The sequence below is a fragment of the Ralstonia sp. NFACC01 genome (genome assembly GCF_900115545.1).
GTDB lineage: Bacteria > Pseudomonadota > Gammaproteobacteria > Burkholderiales > Burkholderiaceae > Ralstonia > Ralstonia mojiangensis.
In genome coordinates, this window is the sequence record NZ_FOWV01000002.1 from 453,349 (window position 1) to 469,060 (window position 15,712).

19 protein-coding genes and 1 pseudogene are annotated in these 15,712 nt (G+C 65.4%); 7 read left to right on the forward strand and 13 right to left on the reverse strand.

Annotation, left to right across the window (positions count from 1 at the left end; all coding sequences use genetic code 11):
- Nucleotides 1-31: 31 nt before the first annotated feature.
- The 3 genes from BM136_RS06740 to BM136_RS06750 are packed head-to-tail and all read right to left on the reverse strand — an operon-like array spanning nucleotide 32 to nucleotide 2,462.
- Entirely contained in the window at nucleotides 32-946 is a 915-nt protein-coding gene (locus BM136_RS06740; RefSeq protein WP_092971117.1) for an MBL fold metallo-hydrolase, read from the reverse strand.
- 29 nt (nucleotides 947-975) lie between these two features.
- Nucleotides 976-1,740 carry an SDR family oxidoreductase gene (locus BM136_RS06745; RefSeq protein WP_024977639.1) on the reverse strand — a complete coding sequence of 255 codons (765 nt, stop codon included), beginning with the start codon at nucleotides 1,738-1,740 and terminating at the stop codon, nucleotides 976-978.
- 47 nt (nucleotides 1,741-1,787) lie between these two features.
- Nucleotides 1,788-2,462 (reverse strand): histidine phosphatase family protein, encoded by a 675-nt coding sequence (locus BM136_RS06750; RefSeq protein WP_092971118.1) that lies wholly within the window; start codon nucleotides 2,460-2,462, stop codon nucleotides 1,788-1,790.
- Nucleotides 2,463-2,718: 256 nt separating this feature from the next.
- On the opposite strand from BM136_RS06750, the gene BM136_RS06755 reads away from it, so the two are divergent.
- Nucleotides 2,719-3,942 (forward strand): M20/M25/M40 family metallo-hydrolase, encoded by a 1,224-nt coding sequence (locus tag BM136_RS06755; protein ID WP_092971119.1) that lies wholly within the window; start codon nucleotides 2,719-2,721, stop codon nucleotides 3,940-3,942.
- 82 nt (nucleotides 3,943-4,024) lie between these two features.
- Here the strand turns inward: BM136_RS06755 and copD are convergent, their stop codons facing one another.
- On the reverse strand, nucleotides 4,025-4,954 hold the full coding sequence (gene copD / locus BM136_RS06760) for a copper homeostasis membrane protein CopD (protein WP_092971120.1): 930 nt from the start codon (nucleotides 4,952-4,954) through the stop codon (nucleotides 4,025-4,027).
- A 4-nt stretch (nucleotides 4,955-4,958) separates the two neighbouring features.
- Nucleotides 4,959-5,330 (reverse strand): copper homeostasis periplasmic binding protein CopC, encoded by a 372-nt coding sequence (gene copC, locus BM136_RS06765; protein WP_092971121.1) that lies wholly within the window; start codon nucleotides 5,328-5,330, stop codon nucleotides 4,959-4,961.
- Between the two features lie 207 nt (nucleotides 5,331-5,537).
- Between copC and BM136_RS06770 the strand changes: the two genes are divergently transcribed.
- Nucleotides 5,538-6,659, forward strand: coding sequence for a beta-ketoacyl-ACP synthase III (locus BM136_RS06770; RefSeq protein ID WP_092971122.1), 1,122 nt, complete (start codon nucleotides 5,538-5,540; stop codon nucleotides 6,657-6,659).
- A 28-nt stretch (nucleotides 6,660-6,687) separates the two neighbouring features.
- Here BM136_RS06770 and BM136_RS06775 read toward each other — a convergent pair whose 3' ends face one another.
- The 4 genes and pseudogenes from BM136_RS06775 to BM136_RS06785 form a co-directional block, all read right to left on the reverse strand.
- The gene (locus BM136_RS06775; RefSeq protein WP_092971123.1) at nucleotides 6,688-7,800 is read right to left on the reverse strand and encodes an alpha/beta hydrolase family protein; all 1,113 of its coding nucleotides are present in this window, start codon (nucleotides 7,798-7,800) and stop codon (nucleotides 6,688-6,690) included.
- 2 nt (nucleotides 7,801-7,802) lie between these two features.
- Entirely contained in the window at nucleotides 7,803-8,108 is a 306-nt protein-coding gene (locus tag BM136_RS25580) for an AraC family transcriptional regulator (RefSeq protein WP_254775626.1), read from the reverse strand.
- Nucleotides 8,109-8,358: 250 nt separating this feature from the next.
- Nucleotides 8,359-8,655: pseudogene (locus tag BM136_RS25585) on the reverse strand (helix-turn-helix domain-containing protein); the annotation flags it as partial.
- 54 nt (nucleotides 8,656-8,709) lie between these two features.
- A complete protein-coding gene (locus BM136_RS06785; RefSeq protein ID WP_092971124.1) occupies nucleotides 8,710-9,564 on the reverse strand; it encodes a LysR family transcriptional regulator in 855 nt (284 codons plus the stop codon).
- A gap of 103 nt (nucleotides 9,565-9,667) precedes the next feature.
- Between BM136_RS06785 and BM136_RS06790 the strand changes: the two genes are divergently transcribed.
- Both BM136_RS06790 and BM136_RS25675 read left to right on the forward strand, forming a co-directional pair.
- A complete protein-coding gene (locus tag BM136_RS06790) occupies nucleotides 9,668-10,051 on the forward strand; it encodes a tautomerase family protein (protein ID WP_092971352.1) in 384 nt (127 codons plus the stop codon).
- Entirely contained in the window at nucleotides 10,048-10,173 is a 126-nt protein-coding gene (locus tag BM136_RS25675) for a hypothetical protein (RefSeq protein ID WP_302848161.1), read from the forward strand. The genes BM136_RS06790 and BM136_RS25675 overlap by 4 nt, the downstream gene beginning before the upstream one ends.
- Here BM136_RS25675 and BM136_RS06795 read toward each other — a convergent pair.
- Complete coding sequence (locus BM136_RS06795; RefSeq protein ID WP_092971125.1) at nucleotides 10,163-11,122, reverse strand: SRPBCC family protein; 960 nt, start codon at nucleotides 11,120-11,122, stop codon at nucleotides 10,163-10,165. The genes BM136_RS25675 and BM136_RS06795 overlap by 11 nt on opposite strands.
- Nucleotides 11,106-11,462 carry an ArsR/SmtB family transcription factor gene (locus tag BM136_RS06800; protein WP_092971126.1) on the reverse strand — a complete coding sequence of 119 codons (357 nt, stop codon included), beginning with the start codon at nucleotides 11,460-11,462 and terminating at the stop codon, nucleotides 11,106-11,108. The genes BM136_RS06795 and BM136_RS06800 overlap by 17 nt, the downstream gene beginning before the upstream one ends.
- Before the next feature lie 117 nt (nucleotides 11,463-11,579).
- Between BM136_RS06800 and BM136_RS06805 the strand changes: the two genes are divergently transcribed.
- From BM136_RS06805 to BM136_RS06815, 3 genes are read left to right on the forward strand one after another with little or no spacing between them, the layout of a single operon-like run.
- Entirely contained in the window at nucleotides 11,580-12,467 is an 888-nt protein-coding gene (locus BM136_RS06805) for an alpha/beta hydrolase family protein (protein ID WP_092971127.1), read from the forward strand.
- Complete coding sequence (locus BM136_RS06810; RefSeq protein ID WP_092971128.1) at nucleotides 12,464-12,898, forward strand: MarR family winged helix-turn-helix transcriptional regulator; 435 nt, start codon at nucleotides 12,464-12,466, stop codon at nucleotides 12,896-12,898. Before BM136_RS06805 ends, BM136_RS06810 begins: the two co-directional genes overlap by 4 nt.
- Complete coding sequence (locus BM136_RS06815; protein ID WP_092971129.1) at nucleotides 12,895-13,683, forward strand: enoyl-CoA hydratase-related protein; 789 nt, start codon at nucleotides 12,895-12,897, stop codon at nucleotides 13,681-13,683. The genes BM136_RS06810 and BM136_RS06815 overlap by 4 nt, the downstream gene beginning before the upstream one ends.
- 49 nt (nucleotides 13,684-13,732) lie before the next feature.
- Here BM136_RS06815 and BM136_RS06820 read toward each other — a convergent pair whose 3' ends face one another.
- Complete coding sequence (locus BM136_RS06820; RefSeq protein WP_092971130.1) at nucleotides 13,733-14,665, reverse strand: diacylglycerol kinase catalytic domain-containing protein; 933 nt, start codon at nucleotides 14,663-14,665, stop codon at nucleotides 13,733-13,735.
- Nucleotides 14,662-15,702, reverse strand: a complete 1,041-nt coding sequence (locus BM136_RS06825; RefSeq protein WP_092971131.1) for an SPFH domain-containing protein — start codon at nucleotides 15,700-15,702, stop codon at nucleotides 14,662-14,664. The genes BM136_RS06820 and BM136_RS06825 overlap by 4 nt, the downstream gene beginning before the upstream one ends.
- Nucleotides 15,703-15,712: the final 10 nt, after the last annotated feature.

Consider the following 15,712-nt stretch of genomic DNA (forward strand, 5'->3'; position numbering starts at 1 on the left):
GCAGTCGCGCCGCACTACCGCGACGGGCGCCTCAGTCGACCCGGTACATGCCGTATCCGTCCACCTGCACCCGCCCATCTGCCTGCAGTTCGGCCAGGTGCTGGGAAATCGTGCGGGTTTCCGCGCTGACGACCCACAACGCCTCGTAGCCCGGCGGATACAGCAGGCGCTGCTCCACCAATTGCGCCAGTGTCTTGGGGGATTCGCGCAGCATGGCCAGCAGACGCTGTTCGCGTTCGTCCAGCTTGGCCGTATACGCCGCCAAGTCGCGCAGAAAGTGCGCGCGGTCCGTGTAGATGCCGCGATGGTGCGACGTGACCCAGACCTTGGCCGGAATGTCCGGCAGGCGCGCCAGACTGCGGCGGAAATCACGCAGGCTTGAGCAGGCGTCGCCGTAGTAGGGGCCGAAACCGGTCAGGTCGATGTCGCCGATGAACGCCACGCCTTCGGGCTCGACCAGCAGAACCGTGTGGCCGGCGGTGTGGCCGGGCATGTGAAACGCGCGGACGTGCGTATCGCCCAAGTCCCACCGCGCACCGTTTTCATAGCCCAGCGCATCGGGGCGGGGGGCGTAAAAGAACTCGCGCTGCAGTTTGTCCAGCATGGCCGGAGCGGTGGCATCGTCCAGGCCGTATGTGGCGACCATGCCCTCCCAGCTTTGGACGGCGGCCAGATCGGCTTCATGCACGTACACCGTCGCGCGGGGCAGCCGATGCAGACCAGCCATGTGGTCTTCATGCACATGCCCCATTACCACCAGCTCGGTCGCGTCGAACTCGGGGCCGATGTGGTTGGAGACGAGCGGCGTGTCGAACGCGGCCAACGTGTCCGAGCCGCGGATGACGATCTGGTTGCCGTCGGGATATTTCCCGCTTTTCTCGCCGAAGAACACCGACACGCGGCCGAAGTCGGCACGCGCCGTCGTTGCATGGGGCAGGGTCGCCATCTCGCTTGCTCCGCGTGGCTGGGCCGGTGTCAGACCGTCATGCCGCCATCGACGACGATGCACTCGCCATTGGTGTAGCTCGCCGCATCAGACACGAGGTAAAGCACCGTGCCGGCCATCTCGCGCGGCTCGGCGTGGCGGCGCATCGGGATCTCGCTGATCCAGCGGTCGTACGTGGCTTTGTCTTCAAACAGGGCGCCTGCGAACTTGGTCTTGGTCAGACCCGGCAGCAGCGCATTGACGCGAATGCCGAACGGCCCGCATTCCTTGGCGAAGGCGCGCGTCATGTGGGCCACGGCGGCCTTGGTGATGGAGTAGATGCCCTGTTTGTCGCCCGGGTGCAGCGCATTGACCGACGCGGTATTGACGATCGCGCCGCCGCCCTGCGCCTTCATCATCTTGCCGGCTTCGACCGACATGAAGAAGTAGCCGCGGATATTCACCTCCACGGTCTTCTCATAGGCCGCCAGATCCGTGTCGAGGATGTGGCCGAAGTGCGGGTTTGCCGCCGCGTTGTTGATGAGGATGTCGAGCCGGCCGTGCTTGCGGCGGATGGTGTCGAACGCCGCTGCAATGTCTTCCATGCGCCCGACGTGGCAGGCGAGGGCTTCTGCTTTGCCGCCGGCTTCGCGGATGCGTTCTGCCACGACTTCGCAGTCGGCCAGCTTGCGGCTCGACACGATCACGTGCGCGCCTTGTTCTGCAAGCAGCTTGGCAATCTCTTCGCCAATACCGCGGCTGGCGCCAGTGACCAGGGCGATCTTTCCGGTCAGGTCGAACAGGTTTGTGCTCATGGGGTGCTCCTCCAATGGTTTTGTGTTTTGGTCGTCCGCCTGGGCGATCAACCGTATGTCTGGAATGCGCGTCGCGCCGGGTCGTCCAGATGCGGGACGCCGTTGAAAGTGGCCAACTGGAACGATTCAGCGTTGAAGAAATACTGCGAGACGCTGCTGTTGCGGATCTGCAGGTTCAACGCAATGGCGCTGGTGGGCGGAGCGGCCAGCACCTGCTGCGCGGTCACTGCAATGGGACCGCCGGAACTGATCGCCAGCACACGCTGCCCGCCGCCAGCCTGGATGGCCGCGCGCGCGTCGCCTACGCGCTGCTGGAAGGCGGCCCAGGTCTCGGGCAGCGGACCGCGAATCTTGTCGTCCGACCACAAATGCAGCACCTGCTTGAGCGCCCGGTAGTGATCGCGCATCGAGCCCGAAGCCAGTTGCGTCAGCTCAGGAAAATCTTCGCCGAGCGCGGCAAAGAGCCCCTGGAAGTCGTATTCGTTCAGCCCGGCGTGCTGCTCATACGCCGCGCCCGAAATGCCCATGCCCCGCAGGATGCCGTCGACGGTCTGCTCATGGCGGCGCAATGTGCCGCAGATGACGCGATCAAAAACAATGTCCTGCCGCGCGAAATATTCGCCGAGCCAGACGCTCTGCTGCTCGCCGCGCTCGGAGAGCCGGTCGTAATCTGCCGCGCCAAACGAGGCCTGTCCGTGCCGTACGAGATAAAGCTCCGCCATCGTCTGCTCGCCAAATCAAAGGGGATCAGATTAGCGGGGCGTGCATTATTTGTGAAATTTATTCTTTGAATGACCGGTAATGCATGCAATGAATAGTTGCGCCAGTGCTTGATCGTGCCACCCGCCGCCCCTGCATGACTTGTCTGCCAGGACAAGCTGCGGGTGACACCCGTGCGCCTCGCGCAACATCACTGCCCCCGCAAGCACCGATCTTGTGTGTAATGGCCGTTTTGTCACTCCGCTACAAAGGTCCCGTATGAAACCATCCCGCCTTGCCGTTGCTGCGCTGCTGCTGTGTGCCTCAGGGCTGTCCTGCGCTGCCGATGCCAATCCCAAGGTGCTGTCCGCCGCAGAGGGTTACCGTGGCGACGCACTGCACCTGCTTGAGCGCTTGGTGAATATTGATTCGGGAACGGGCAACGAAGCCGGGCTCAGCCAGATGGGCAGCATCGTCACCGACGAACTGCGCAAGGCCGGCGCCCAGGTGGAAACGGTGTCCGCCGCGCCAGCAGTCGGCAACAACATCCTCGCCACCTGGAAGGGCACTGGCAAAACGCGCATTCTGTTGATGGCCCACATGGACACCGTCTTCAAGGACGGCACGGCCCGCGCCAAGCCGTTCACCATCAAGGACAAGCGCGCCTACGGCCCCGGCGTGATGGACGACAAGGGCGGCGTGGTGGCGGGTTTGTACGCGATGAAGATTCTTCAGCAGCTCGACTTCAAGCAGTACGGGCAAGTCACGCTGCTGCTCAACACCAACGAGGAAACCGGCTCAAAGGGCACGCGCGCGTTGATCGAGCGCGAGGCCAAGCAGCATGACGTGACGCTCAACCTGGAGCCCGGCCGGCCCGCGGATGGCCTGGTCGTGTGGCGCAAGGGCAGCGGCACGGCGGAGATCGACATCAAAGGCAAGGCCGCGCACGCCGGTGTGGCGCCCGAATCCGGTCGCAACGCCGCAAACGAACTGGCGCACCAGGTGCTGCAAGTCGGCAAGCTGGGCGACAGCGCCAAGCAGACAACCTTCAACGTGACGGTGCTCAAGGCGGGCGACGCAACCAACGTCATTCCCGACCATGCAACGGCCTATGCAGACGTGCGCGTGGCTGTGCCGGAGGAATTCGACCGCGTGGAGCGCGATCTGACGCGCGTGTCGGCCAACAAGCTGATCGCCGAGACGGAAGTGAAGACCTCGCTGGTGCGCAGCTTCCCCCCGATGCCGCGCAATGCAGCGTCCGACCAACTGGCCGCCAAGGCGCAAGCCATCTACGGCGAGATCGGCCGCAAGCTCACGCTCGAGGGTAGCGGCGGCGCGGCCGATTCCAGCCTGTCGGCGGGTGTCGGCACGCCCACGCTCGATGGTTTCGGGATTGTCGGCGGCGGCATCCACACGCCGGAGGAATACGCAGAAGTGGAGAGCGTCGTGCCGCGTCTCTATCTGCTGTCGCGCATGATCATGGAGCTTGCGGCGAACAAGTAAGCGCCGCGCCGGCGGTACGCAACAACGAACGGGTGATGGCGCGGCGCTGTCACCCGTTTTGTTTTGTTGACCGCGCGGGCCGCTAAGCAGGTACCGGCGAAAGCAAGCCCAGCCAAGCCACAAGCACGAGGATGAGCATGGCAAGGCAGGTCTCCGCCTGCAGGCTTCTATGCAGCGCCTTCACTGCGCCCGTGGAATCGCCCGTGCGGAGGGCGGCCGCAAGCCCCGGGCTCAGCCGATAGCGATTGCCTGCCGCCAGCGCGAGCATCAACACAAACAGCGTGAGCTTGCCAAGCAGCAACCATCCATACGGCGTGGTGAAGAGCGCATCGAAGGTTGGGCCGGCGATAAGCACGTAGTTGACGACGCCCGTGGCGATCAACATCCCCACGATGCACGTGCCGATGATCGCGAAGCCGTTGGAGGCACGGCTGAGCGTTTGCACCGAATCCGGCGTGCGGGCTCGCGCGGCCAACGACAGCAACACGAAGGCGACCAGCGCTCCCACCCACGTGCCAGCCGCGAGCAGATGTGCGATGTCGGCGGCGAGATGGAGCATGCCGCGCACGCCGTCGTCCATGGCGCCGTGCCCGGCCCACGCAAGCGTGGCCAGCGCGATGGCACCCGACGCCGCAAGCCCGATCCGTTGGCGGCGCATATTTCGGCGCCATGCGATTCCTACGATGAGACTGGCCGCAAGCACCGCTATGCGCACCAGCCATGCCGCACCGACTGCCGTGCCGGTCAAAATCATGTCGAAGACATGGCCGGTCAACTGGCTGTAGTGCGTGGCGCCTGTCATCGACTCGGCCATCGCCACCACGTCCCAGATCGACAGCACGATGCCGGCCAACGCCGCTGCCTCCGCCACCCTGCCGTACAGCCGAAAGATGCCCGACGATGGATCGATTGGGCCGAGCGCGTAAAGGCTGAAAAGCGATACGCCAAAGAGCACCATCAAATCCAGATACAGCGCAAGGCGCAGGGTGATGGCCAGCCAGTCCTCCGGCATCGCGTTACTTCACCTGGAACGTCAGGTTGCCGGCCACGCGGTGCGTGTCTGCGGCCACAACGTGCCAGTCAACGCGATACGCCCCAGGCGCGAGCTGCTGCGTGGGCGATACGGTCAGCGTGCGCCCGTCGCTGCTGGTGGCAACCTTGGTGGCCACATTGGTGGGCCCGGATGCTGCCGTCATGACAAGCGTGGCGTCGCAGAACTGTGCAACCAGTTTTTCCGAGAAATGGAGCGCAATCTGGGCCGGCGCCGGGCCCGTGGATTTGTCGGCGGGATTGGCCGAGAGCAGCTTCGGATGGGCCAGCGCCAGCGTGGTGACGAGGGCGGCACCGACGGCTACGCACGCTTGGGCAAGTCGGGACGGGCTGAGCATAGGCATGCGGGTTTCCTGCAAAGTTCGGGGATTGCGGCTAGCGTAACGCATTGTTTTCCGCTCAGGCGCGGAGTCGCGAGCAGCCGCCTGACCATGTGCGCGCGGCAGCGCAAGGCCAAACTAGATGTAAACGACCACATCCCGCAACCCGCATTGCCGGGCCGATGTGCTATCGTCGCCGCCACGAAAAATTCACAAATTCCGGGTATGCACGACGTCGTCATCAGCGGCACGGGCCTGTGGGTCGCGCCCGAGGTCATCACCAACGAGGAGCTGGTCGCCTCCTACAACGCCTACACCCAGCGCTACAACGCGCAGCATGCCGCGGCGATTGCGGCGGGCGAGCTGACGGCGCTGGCGGAATCGTCGGCGGAGTTCATCGAGAAGGCTTCGGGTATTCGACAGCGCTACGTGATCGACAAGGCCGGCGTGCTGGACCCGACGCGCATGCGCCCGCATCTGACGCCGCGCCCGGACGATGCGCTATCGCTGCAAGCAGAGATTGGCGTGGCCGCCGCGCGCGATGCATTGGCCGCTGCCGGCCGCGACGCCGCCGACGTCGACATGCTGCTCTGCGCGACGTCCAACTTCCAACGCCCGTATCCGGCGTTGGGCGTGGAAATTCAGAACGGCATTGGCGCGGGCGGTTATGCGTTCGACATGAACGTAGCGTGCTCGTCGGCCACGTTCGGGCTGGAGCAGGCCATCAACGCCGTGCGCAGCGGCACGGCGCGCGCCGCGCTGGTCGTGAGCCCGGAAATCACCTCCGGCCACCTCGATTGGAAAGACCGCGATTGCCACTTCATCTTCGGTGACGTGTGCACGGCCGTGCTGGTCGAGCGCGCGGAAGACACACGCTCCGCCGACGCCTGGCGTGTGCTCGGCACCAAATGCGCGACGAGCTTTTCCAACAACATCCGCAACAACGCCGGCTACCTTTCGCGCAGCGAAGACCGCAACCCGGACGACCGCGATCAGCTCTTCCGCCAGGAAGGCCGCAAGGTCTTCAAGGAAGTCTGCCCGATGGCCGCCGAGCACATTGCCGGCCATCTGCAGCAACTGGGCCACGCCCCGGCCGACGTGCGCCGCTTCTGGCTGCATCAGGCCAACCTGGCGATGAACCAGCTGATCGGCAAGCGCCTGCTTGGGCACGACGCATCGGCGGACGAGGCGCCGGTCATTCTGGATGAGTTCGCCAACACCGCATCGGCGGGTTCCATCATTGCGTTCCACCGTCATCGTGCCGACCTGAAGTCGGGCGACCTGGGCATGATCTGCTCGTTTGGCGCGGGCTATTCGATCGGCAGCGTGGCGGTGCAGAAGCAGTAATCGATCTGCACCGAATCGCGGGCGACGCTCAGGTCTGACCGGGCAGCGTCGCCGCGAAAAAATCCAGCGCCCGGCGCACGGCCTGGGCATGCACCGCATCGCGATCGATGCCGGCGTTGTCCTTGCACAGCAGCGGCACATGGGGTGCGGCACCCGGCAGGCACGCGTCCACGAACGTGTAGTGCGACGCCCCCGGCACCAGCAGCAGATCGGCCTTGGGCAGCATCTTGGCGACGCGTCGCACGTTGGTGTCGATGGGCACGGTGACATCCGCGTCTCCGGCCATCAGCGAGACCGGGATGCTGATGTTGCCAAGCGACGTCGCGTCCATCGCCATGCCCAGTGCGGGCGCCATCGCAAAGACGGCTTTGATGCGTGCGTCGCGGTAGGACGCACCGGAGCGGGCGAGGGAGGCTTCCGTCTGCGATGACCTCGTTGTGTCGGCAGCCGGGTTGATCTGCGCGCGGGCCATCTCCGGCGGATGGCAGATGGCGTCTGCCTGTGGCGAGCCGCAGAACGCCATGAAGGCCGCGACATCCGTGCGGGCGCCGGCCAGTTCCAGCACCGTATAGCCACCCAACGAAAAGCCCACGGCGCCGATGCGCGTGCGATCGACATGCGCGCCCAATACGGGATCGGCTAGCACGCCATCCAACACTTCGCTCACATCGGTGGCGCGCTCCCACCACAGCATGAAGCCTTCGCGCGTTAGCGGTTCCAGCGCCGTGTTGCCCGGATGGTTCACGCCCACGACGATGTAGCCGTGCGCGGCCAGGGCAGCGGCCATCCAATCGAGGCTTCCGGCCGTGCCGCCCGTGCCATGCGAAAGCAGAAGCAGCGGATATTGCCCCTGCGTTGACGCAAAGGGCGCCTCGCGCGCAGATGGCTGCATGCGGAACGGCGACCGGCCCGGCGCATCGATGTTGTGCGAAACCTCCGGCACGGAAATATCAATCGGATACCAGACGTTGGTGATGAGCGCCTGCGTGCGCGCCCCGCGCCAATGGCGCTCAGCCTGCGGGTGAAACGCGCGGGTGGTTTCGCCCACGTGATAAGGCGTAGCGGGCTCGTCTGCGGCACCGGCATACGCGGCGCCCATGACTAAGGCCGCCAGCGCGGCGGCAAGGCAACGATGCAGCATCTTTACTCCTTGCAGATGGGGATCATCAGGTCGGTCACGCAGGCGCGCGGCGGGCGATGTCGCCCGGGGCTGCGATACAGCTCAAGCGCCGGGCGGTCGTCCGGTTCGAAGCCGTAGCTTGGGAGACACCCGCCGTAGAGCGCCTGCATGGTGGGCGCGATCAGCGCGTAAGGGCCGATCAGCCGGTGGCAGGCGTAGAGGCCGCCTTCGATGCGCATCGGCTGCAGGCGGCCGGTGATTGCGCGCGGCGTATCGAGGATCACGCCCGCGAAGTATTCGAACGAGCCAGGCGTTTCCGGGATCGCCATAGCAGATGCCAATGCGGTCAGGCGCCTCTGCCGACTCCATATCGATGCCGAGCAGTTGCCGCAGCATGACAAACGTCTGGCGAATGGTCGCAACGGGGCCGTCGTGGCGCAGGCAGAGCGCGTGCAGAGGCGGCTGCTCGATCAGTTCGATGGGCGGCAGGTCTGCGGTCTCGGTGCTGCGCACATTCAGTGCCTGCTGCCGGGTCTGGAACGCGCGCGGGCTTACGCCGGTGAATTCACGGAAAGCGCGGGCGAAGGCCTGCGGGCTGCCATAGCCGACATTGAGTGCGACATCGGTGACGGAATCTTCTGCGCCGCTCAAACGGTGCGCGGCCTGCGCCAGCCGCATGCGCTGGACGGTCTCGAACACGCCTTCGCCGGTGAGCGCCCGGTAGATGCGATGAAAGTGAAACGGCGACAGGTGCGCTACCGCCGCCAGGCTCTGCACCGTGTGCGGGGCGGCAGGGTCGGCCAGGATCGCTTCGATCACGCGGGCGATGCGGCGGTGATAGTCGTGTTCAGTGCGCGGTTTCATGGGGCAAAGCATAGTCGCCCCGCAGGCGCTGCGCGGTGCAGCGATTGCGCAAATCTGCGCGCAGGGCTATCGCCCGGCCGACGCCCGGAGGGCGGAAGCGAACGTCCGCAGCGCCTTTTTTGCCACAGGATCGGTCAAGCGCGAATGCAGTACCACGCTGCGTGGTGGAAGCGGAGGCAGGCCGAGCGCAGCGCCCATGTCCACCGTGCCGGGCGGCGCCACGCGGCGGCTGAGTGCAGCCACGGCCAGGCCTGCTGCAGCGGCTGCGCCGATGGTGGCCACGCCGCCGCCCACAAATACCTCCTGCCAGGCAATGCCCGCGCCTTCCAGCGTGGCGACTGCCATCTGGCGTATGCGGCATGTGTCCGCTTGATTCGCCAAGCGAATGGGCTCGCCGGCGCGGTGCTCGAAGTCGGGCGCGGCCATCCAGCCGAACGGTTCTTCCATGAGGACTTCACCATCGGTGCGACGGTTGTCGTGGCGCAGCACGATGGCCGCATCCAACGCGCCGCTCTCGAAAATGTCGAGAATCTCCCACGAACTGCCGATGCGGATTTCCAGCGTCAATGCGGGTTCGGCCAAGCCCATCTGGCGGAGCAGCCGTGGCAGTTCCGCGCCGACGATGTGGTGGCTCATCCCGACCGACAAGCGCCGCCGTTCCACGCCAAACGCGCCCAGCGCCCCTTCGTGCGCGGCCACCAGCTCGCGCGCCGCCACCAGAAAGGCCGCGCCATCCTGAGACAGCCGCACGAGACGCGGCGTGCGCTCCAGAAGCCGGCGGCCCAGCGCATCTTCCAGCCTCTTGATCTTCAGGCTCACGGCGGATTGCGTGGAATCCATGGCCTCGGCCGCGCGCGTGAAGCTCTTCAGATCGGCGGTCAGCACGAACGCCTGGACGGCCTCCAGATCCAGCATCTTCATGGTTCAATCATTTTGGAATCGAATGATTGAAATACCTTAGGATGTATTTTTTCAATGATCAATGTGAGGCATGCTGTGGTCACTGCAAACCAAGGAGTGGACCATGCCCCTCGTTCAAGTGTCGCTGCGGCGCGGCAAGCCTGCCGCTTATCACCAGGCCATTTTCGATGGCGTCTATCGCGCCATGCGCGAGACATTCAACGTGCCGGAAGATGATCGCTTCATGACGCTCACCGAGCACGACGCGAGCACCTTCAGCGTCAGCCCGACTTACTTCGGCATCGCGCGCAGCGACGATGTGGTGATCATCCAGATCACCGCCAACAACACGCGCAACCTCGAGCAGAAGCAGGCGCTCTATCGCCGCATCGTCGAGTTGCTGGGCGACAAGCCGGGCGTGCGGCCCGAAGACGTATTCATCAACCTCGTGGAGGTGCTGCCCGAGAACTGGTCGTTCGGCAACGGTATCGCGCAGTACGCGCAATGACGCCGCGCCAGGCGCTTCTGGCGCACCTGGGCGGCGTGTTGTGGGCGGCAGCGTTGATCGTCGGCGCGGCGGTCACCTTGGCGGCCGTCACGCGCGACGTATTGCAGATGCTCAGTCCTTGAGCGAATTGCCGAGCATGTCGAGCAGGAATTGCGTGCCGCGCTCACGCGATCCGGAATCGTCGTAGCCATCCAGGAAGGCGCCTTGCTCGGTCATCACGAGGTGCGTGCCGTCCGAACCGTCCTTCGGCTCACGCAATTCCAACGTGGCGAGCGAGGCGGAGATCTTGCGGTCGTCCAGGTGCATCACGTACGAATAGACGACCCGCTCGTTGGGGATGACGTCGTGATACAGCGCTTCAAAACTGGAGACGACACCGCTGTCCCACCGGCCCTTGACGACTTCGCGGCCGCCGGGCGTGGCATCCATCTCACGCACGAGCAACGTGTAGCCGTTGCCGCCGGCAAACCACTTGGCCTTGGCAGCCGGGTCTGTGAGGGCCTTGAACACGCGCGAGCGCGGCGCGTCGTACGTGCGCTCCACCGTGAAGGTGGCATGCACCACCGAGCGCTGGATGCCATCGGCCACCGGCACGCTTGCGGCTTCGCGCTCCAGCTTGTCCAGCGTCTGCTTCCAGCCTTCGGACGCGCCCTTGATCATCATCTCGGCAATCGGCGCCAGCGGCGTGTGGGTCTGCGTGACTTCCATGCGCGTGCCCCCGCACTCTTCGGCAAAGGTGACGACGGTGTGGGCGTTCATCAGCGGGCGGTTGTCGCCATCCACAACGTTCATGTCGATGACGAGGCGCGCGTTGGGCACGATCTCGAGAAAGTGTCCGCGCGACCAGTGGTCTTGCCCCTCGGGCGAGCGCATGCACACATCGAACTTGCCGCCCACGCGAAACTCCACCGTCGCGTCGGGCACCGTGTAGTGCGTGGGGCAGAACCAGCGCTTGATGTGATCGGCGGTGCTCCAGGCCTTGAAGACCCAGTCGCGGGATACCGGGAAGGTGCGCGAGATCACGAGGGGGCGCAGGGTCGTGCCGGCGGGGCTGTCAATGGTCGTCGTCATGCAAGTCTCCTTGGGTTTTGAGGGTGTCCAGATAGGCGCCGAGGCGGTCGAAGTGCTGCTCCCACTCCAGGCGCCGCTGGTTGATCCACTGCTCTGCGAGGCTCAGCGCCTCGGGTTCGATGCGGCAAGTCCGCACGCGGCCCACCTTTTCCGATCGCACGAGACCGGAGTTCTCCAGCACCGACAGGTGCTGCATCACCGCAGGCAGCGAGATATCGAGGGGTTGAGCGAGTTCGCTCACCGACGCCGGCCCGCGCACGAGCTGCACCAGCATCGCGCGCCGGTTGCCGTCTGCCAGCGCCTGGAAGGCGAGATCGAGGGAGGTGTCATGGTTAAGCATGTGGTTAACTATAGCGCCTCTGAATAGTTAAGCAAGTACTTTATCTTTCCGTCGTTGACACACCGATTTACTTCGCATACAAAGTAAAAAACTTCGCGTACGAACTAAATCGACGTCATGGACAGCACACTGCACACCATTCTCGCCACGGACGGCTACCCGCTGGGCGCCATGCTCTGGACAGCCGCCGGCATGCCGCAGGGCGTGGTGGTCATGCATCCGGCCACGGGCGTGCCGCAACGCATCTACCAAGCGTTCGCCAAGTTTCTGGCCGAACGCGGCTTCCACACCATCACGTATGACTACCGCGGGATCGGCGCATCCCGGCCCAAGAGCCTGCGCCGCTTTGCTGCGCGCATGCGCGACTGGGCCCTGCTCGACGCCGAAGGCGTGATGCGATGGGCGAAGGCGCGTTATCCGGAACTGCCGCACCTAGCGATCGGACACTCGGTGGGCGGCCATGCCATCGGCCTGTGCTGCGCCGACTGGGATGTCGCGGGCGTTGTGCAAGTGGCTTGCCACACGGGCAATTCGCGCTTTATCCGCCAACGCGGCGAACGCTGGCGCGTGGAGCTGATCCTGCGCGGCGTTGGCCCATTGATGGCGAGGCTGATCGGCTACGTGCCCGGCAAGCGCATGGGCCTGGGCGAAGACCTGCCGGGCGGTGTCGCCATCGAATGGGGCGCATGGGCCGGCATGCAGCGTTACTTTTTCGATGATCCGACGCTGGGTGCCATCGAGCGCTTCAACCGCGTCACGCACCCCGTGCTCGTCTACGGCTTTGACGACGACCCGTGGGCCACGCCCGCCGCCATCAACGCGTTGACGATGCACTTCACCAACACGTGGGTCGAGCGCCGGCAAATCACGCCTGCGCAGGCCGGCGGCGCAGTGGGGCACATGGGCTTCTTCCGCTCGCAGTTCGCCACCACGCTGTGGCCAGGTCTGGCGGATTGGCTACGCGAACGTGCCGCCGCCACACGCAACGAAGCGGAGGCTGCATGACGGCACCCGACCGCCGCCTTGTCTATCTGATCAGCGTCGGACAACGCCGCTTGCAGCGCTGGATTCAATCGCGCACCGGCGAGGGCGTGACCGCCGCGCAGTCCGGCCTGCTGTTCTTCCTGGAGAAGAACGACGGCGCGTTGATGCGCGAAGCCGGCGCCGCGTTGGACCTCGGCCCCTCTGCGATGAGCGGGCTGGTCGATCGCACCGCCGACGCCGGCCTCATCGAGCGCCGCGCCGATGCCAAGGATGGCCGCGCCTGGCAGCTCTGGATCACCCCCGCAGGCCGCGACGCCTTGGCCGAAACACGCACCGGCCTGGCTGAGCTGAACGCGCGGCTGACCGAAGGTTTTACCGACGCCGAGATCGATGTTGTCGCACGCTGGCTCGCCAGCCTGCAAACCAAGTTCCCCAACGGAGACGAGCAATGAGTGAACACATCCAGAGCCGCAACGCCGATGGCGTGCTGACGCTCACCCTGGCACGCGCCGACAAGAAGAACGCCATGACCGACGCGATGTACGGCGCACTGGCCGATGCGCTGGACGCCGCCGAGCGCGACAACACCGTGCGCGTGGTGCTGCTGCGCGCCGAAGGCGACATGTTCTCCGCCGGCAACGACATCACCGAATTCGCGTCGATCGCCATGTCGGGCGGCAAGAGCAACAAGGGTGACGCCGAGCGCAACGTCGTTCGCTTCCTGCATGCGCTGGCCAGTGCCACGCGCCCGCTGGTGGCGGCAGTGCAGGGCCGCGCGGTCGGTATCGGCACGACCATGCTGCTCCATTGCGACTTCGTGCTCTTGGCGGACAACGCACAGCTTTCCACGCCGTTCGTCAATCTGGCGCTGGTGCCGGAAGCGGCGTCGAGCCTGCTGATGCCCGCGCGCCTGGGCCACGTGCGCGCGTTCGAGATGTTCGCGCTGGGCGATGCGGTGAGCGCGGAATCGGCGCTCGCATGGGGCTTGGCGAATCGGGTGGTGCCGTTGTATCAGCTCGGCACGGAGGCGGAGGCGATTGCGGCGCGGTTGGCGCGCCAGCCGCTGGGCGCCCTGACCGAAACCAAGCGGCTGATGCGCGATGCCGAACTGCTCAAGCAGCAGATGGATGCCGAGAGCGCCTGCTTTGCGCAGCGCCTGAAGTCTCCGGAGGCGCATGAAGCCTTCCGGGCGTTCGTCGATCGACGGCCGCCCAATTTCAACGCCGTGGCGCACTGAGCGCGGCGGTGTCTCCTTCGGCGGCCCTGGTTCGGCCGCCTTTTTTCATTCAAACCGCCAATCGCCCCTGTGTTGCCGCCACGGAAATCGTCGCTTCCATGCCAGCGGTGAACCGCAGGTAATCCGCTTCCATGCCGTCGGAAAAAATCACGCCGTTCTCGGGCATGCGCGAGCGCAGCTTGAGCGGTTGGCCCGCATCCACATGCCCGAACACGAGCGTGGCCTGCGATGCGCGACTCGGAAACGGCTCGCGCACGGCGAACGTCAGTTGCGGGGTGTCCCATGGTTCGGGCTCATAGTGGAAGCCATCGCCGCCGGCATGCATGGCGCGTGCGACGCCCATCGAGCCGGTCACGATGCTCTTCAGCCACGCCGTCGAACCCAACCCCGTGGCGACGATGATGCCCGACGACGATTGCGCTTCACGCCGCTCACCCAGTTCGATTTCATACAGCGCAGACGCATGCGTGCGCGGCCCGATGAAGAGGTCGTTGACGGCGCGCAGCACCTGCCCGTCGGACAGCCGTGCTTCGGCCATCGTCACGGCTTTGGTAGGGCGCTTGTCGCGCGCCACGTCGGCCAGCACGGTGCCGAGGTCTTTCGGCTCGAAGGGCAGCAGCACGCCGTCCCAGCGGCCGGGCTCCGGGTTCAGGCCAATCAGCGGCTGGCCGTCGAGATACTTCATCGAGTTGGCGACCAGTCCGTCTTGCCCGAGCGCTACGACGATATCGTCCGGCGCAAAGATGAAATTGGGCAGGTAGCTGCGGTCCACCACCTGATAGCGGCCCCAGGCTTCCAGCGCGCGCACGGTGAGTTCGAGGCTGCGCGCGTAGGCGGCGTTCTCGGCCAGGTAGTCGGAAAAATCGGCGCCCAGGTGTTCGAGGTAGAACTTCGCCTGCGCCAGGGTGTGGTGGCGCGCCACCAGCTCTTCAAGCCGGGTGCGGCGCGTCACCAGCACGACCTTGCGGCCATCGGTGCTCATGATGCGGCCCTGCCGGTTGTGCCGGTGGAGGCATTCATCAGCCCTTGCAGCAGGTCTGGCGACACGTTGAGCTGGCCGATGCGTTCGGCACGTTCGGCAATGCCGCCAAAGGCCTGGGCGATGAGCTGGCCGGGTTGCATGCCGGCTGCTGCAAGCGCGTTGACGATGCGCGGGTCGGCCTTTTCCAGTGCCTGCATGACGGCGGCCACGCGGTAGGCCTCGGCTTCTGCCAGCGTGCGGCTGTTCTCGGCCTGCCCGGCTACGAAGGCCTTGCGCTGGCCTTCGAGCTCCACATCGGCGGCCATCTGTTCGTTGCGCAGGGCATTCTCCTTGCGCATCAAGGTGGCCTTGGCTTCCATCTGTGTCTCGCGGATCTGGCGCTTCTTCTGCTCAACCGCAATGTCGGTGTCCAGCTCGTTCTGGCGGATGGCGCGCTCGTTTTCCACGGCCGACATGCGGCGCAAATAGACGGCGTCGTCCGCGGCCTTGAGGTTGGATTCGCGTGCTTCAGCTTCCAGCGCGCGGGCGATGTCGGGCGTCGGCTTGACCGCCATGACCGACACGCCCAGGATTGCCAGCCCCAACGCGGCAATTTCAGGCTGCGCCGCCAGTTCGGCTTGTGCAGTGCGCGCGATTGCCGCCGATGCGCGCAGCGCTGCCTTCAGCTCCATCGCTTGCACGGCCTGCTGCACGATCACTTCGACCTGCTGAGCGACGCGATCGCCCAAACGCTTCGGGTCTTCCGACACGTAGCTCTGGCCATTTTTGGCGAGCGAGAAATCCATCATCGCCGCGGTGCGGCGCGGGTCGCTGATGCGGTACGTCACCTGGCCCTGCACAGTCACGCTTTGGAAATCGGCCGTCACCAGCTCAAGGATGAACGGGCGGTCCTGGCTGGCCACCGGCACGGCCACCAGCGTGGTCGTCGGGCCGTAATAGAAGAACGACAGGCCCGAGCCTTCGCGCACCACCTTGCCGGCGCGGAACTGCATGAGGTGAACGGTGGGCTGCGACTTGATGAAGCGGATGCCGAACATGGTGACCTCC

What these genes read in the sequence shown, in the direction of transcription:
- BM136_RS06740 (WP_092971117.1), bottom strand. Translation starts at nt 946, where the DNA reads ATGGCGACCCTGCCCCATGCAACGACGGCGCGTGCCGACTTCGGCCGC.
- BM136_RS06745 (WP_024977639.1), bottom strand. Translation starts at nt 1,740, where the DNA reads ATGAGCACAAACCTGTTCGACCTGACCGGAAAGATCGCCCTGGTCACT.
- BM136_RS06750 (WP_092971118.1), bottom strand. Translation starts at nt 2,462, where the DNA reads ATGGCGGAGCTTTATCTCGTACGGCACGGACAGGCCTCGTTTGGCGCG.
- BM136_RS06755 (WP_092971119.1), top strand. Translation starts at nt 2,719, where the DNA reads ATGAAACCATCCCGCCTTGCCGTTGCTGCGCTGCTGCTGTGTGCCTCA.
- copD (WP_092971120.1), bottom strand. Translation starts at nt 4,954, where the DNA reads ATGCCGGAGGACTGGCTGGCCATCACCCTGCGCCTTGCGCTGTATCTG.
- copC (WP_092971121.1), bottom strand. Translation starts at nt 5,330, where the DNA reads ATGCTCAGCCCGTCCCGACTTGCCCAAGCGTGCGTAGCCGTCGGTGCC.
- BM136_RS06770 (WP_092971122.1), top strand. Translation starts at nt 5,538, where the DNA reads ATGCACGACGTCGTCATCAGCGGCACGGGCCTGTGGGTCGCGCCCGAG.
- BM136_RS06775 (WP_092971123.1), bottom strand. Translation starts at nt 7,800, where the DNA reads ATGCTGCATCGTTGCCTTGCCGCCGCGCTGGCGGCCTTAGTCATGGGC.
- BM136_RS25580 (WP_254775626.1), bottom strand. Translation starts at nt 8,108, where the DNA reads ATGGCGATCCCGGAAACGCCTGGCTCGTTCGAATACTTCGCGGGCGTG.
- BM136_RS06785 (WP_092971124.1), bottom strand. Translation starts at nt 9,564, where the DNA reads ATGAAGATGCTGGATCTGGAGGCCGTCCAGGCGTTCGTGCTGACCGCC.
- BM136_RS06790 (WP_092971352.1), top strand. Translation starts at nt 9,668, where the DNA reads ATGCCCCTCGTTCAAGTGTCGCTGCGGCGCGGCAAGCCTGCCGCTTAT.
- BM136_RS25675 (WP_302848161.1), top strand. Translation starts at nt 10,048, where the DNA reads ATGACGCCGCGCCAGGCGCTTCTGGCGCACCTGGGCGGCGTGTTGTGG.
- BM136_RS06795 (WP_092971125.1), bottom strand. Translation starts at nt 11,122, where the DNA reads ATGACGACGACCATTGACAGCCCCGCCGGCACGACCCTGCGCCCCCTC.
- BM136_RS06800 (WP_092971126.1), bottom strand. Translation starts at nt 11,462, where the DNA reads ATGCTTAACCATGACACCTCCCTCGATCTCGCCTTCCAGGCGCTGGCA.
- BM136_RS06805 (WP_092971127.1), top strand. Translation starts at nt 11,580, where the DNA reads ATGGACAGCACACTGCACACCATTCTCGCCACGGACGGCTACCCGCTG.
- BM136_RS06810 (WP_092971128.1), top strand. Translation starts at nt 12,464, where the DNA reads ATGACGGCACCCGACCGCCGCCTTGTCTATCTGATCAGCGTCGGACAA.
- BM136_RS06815 (WP_092971129.1), top strand. Translation starts at nt 12,895, where the DNA reads ATGAGTGAACACATCCAGAGCCGCAACGCCGATGGCGTGCTGACGCTC.
- BM136_RS06820 (WP_092971130.1), bottom strand. Translation starts at nt 14,665, where the DNA reads ATGAGCACCGATGGCCGCAAGGTCGTGCTGGTGACGCGCCGCACCCGG.
- BM136_RS06825 (WP_092971131.1), bottom strand. Translation starts at nt 15,702, where the DNA reads ATGTTCGGCATCCGCTTCATCAAGTCGCAGCCCACCGTTCACCTCATG.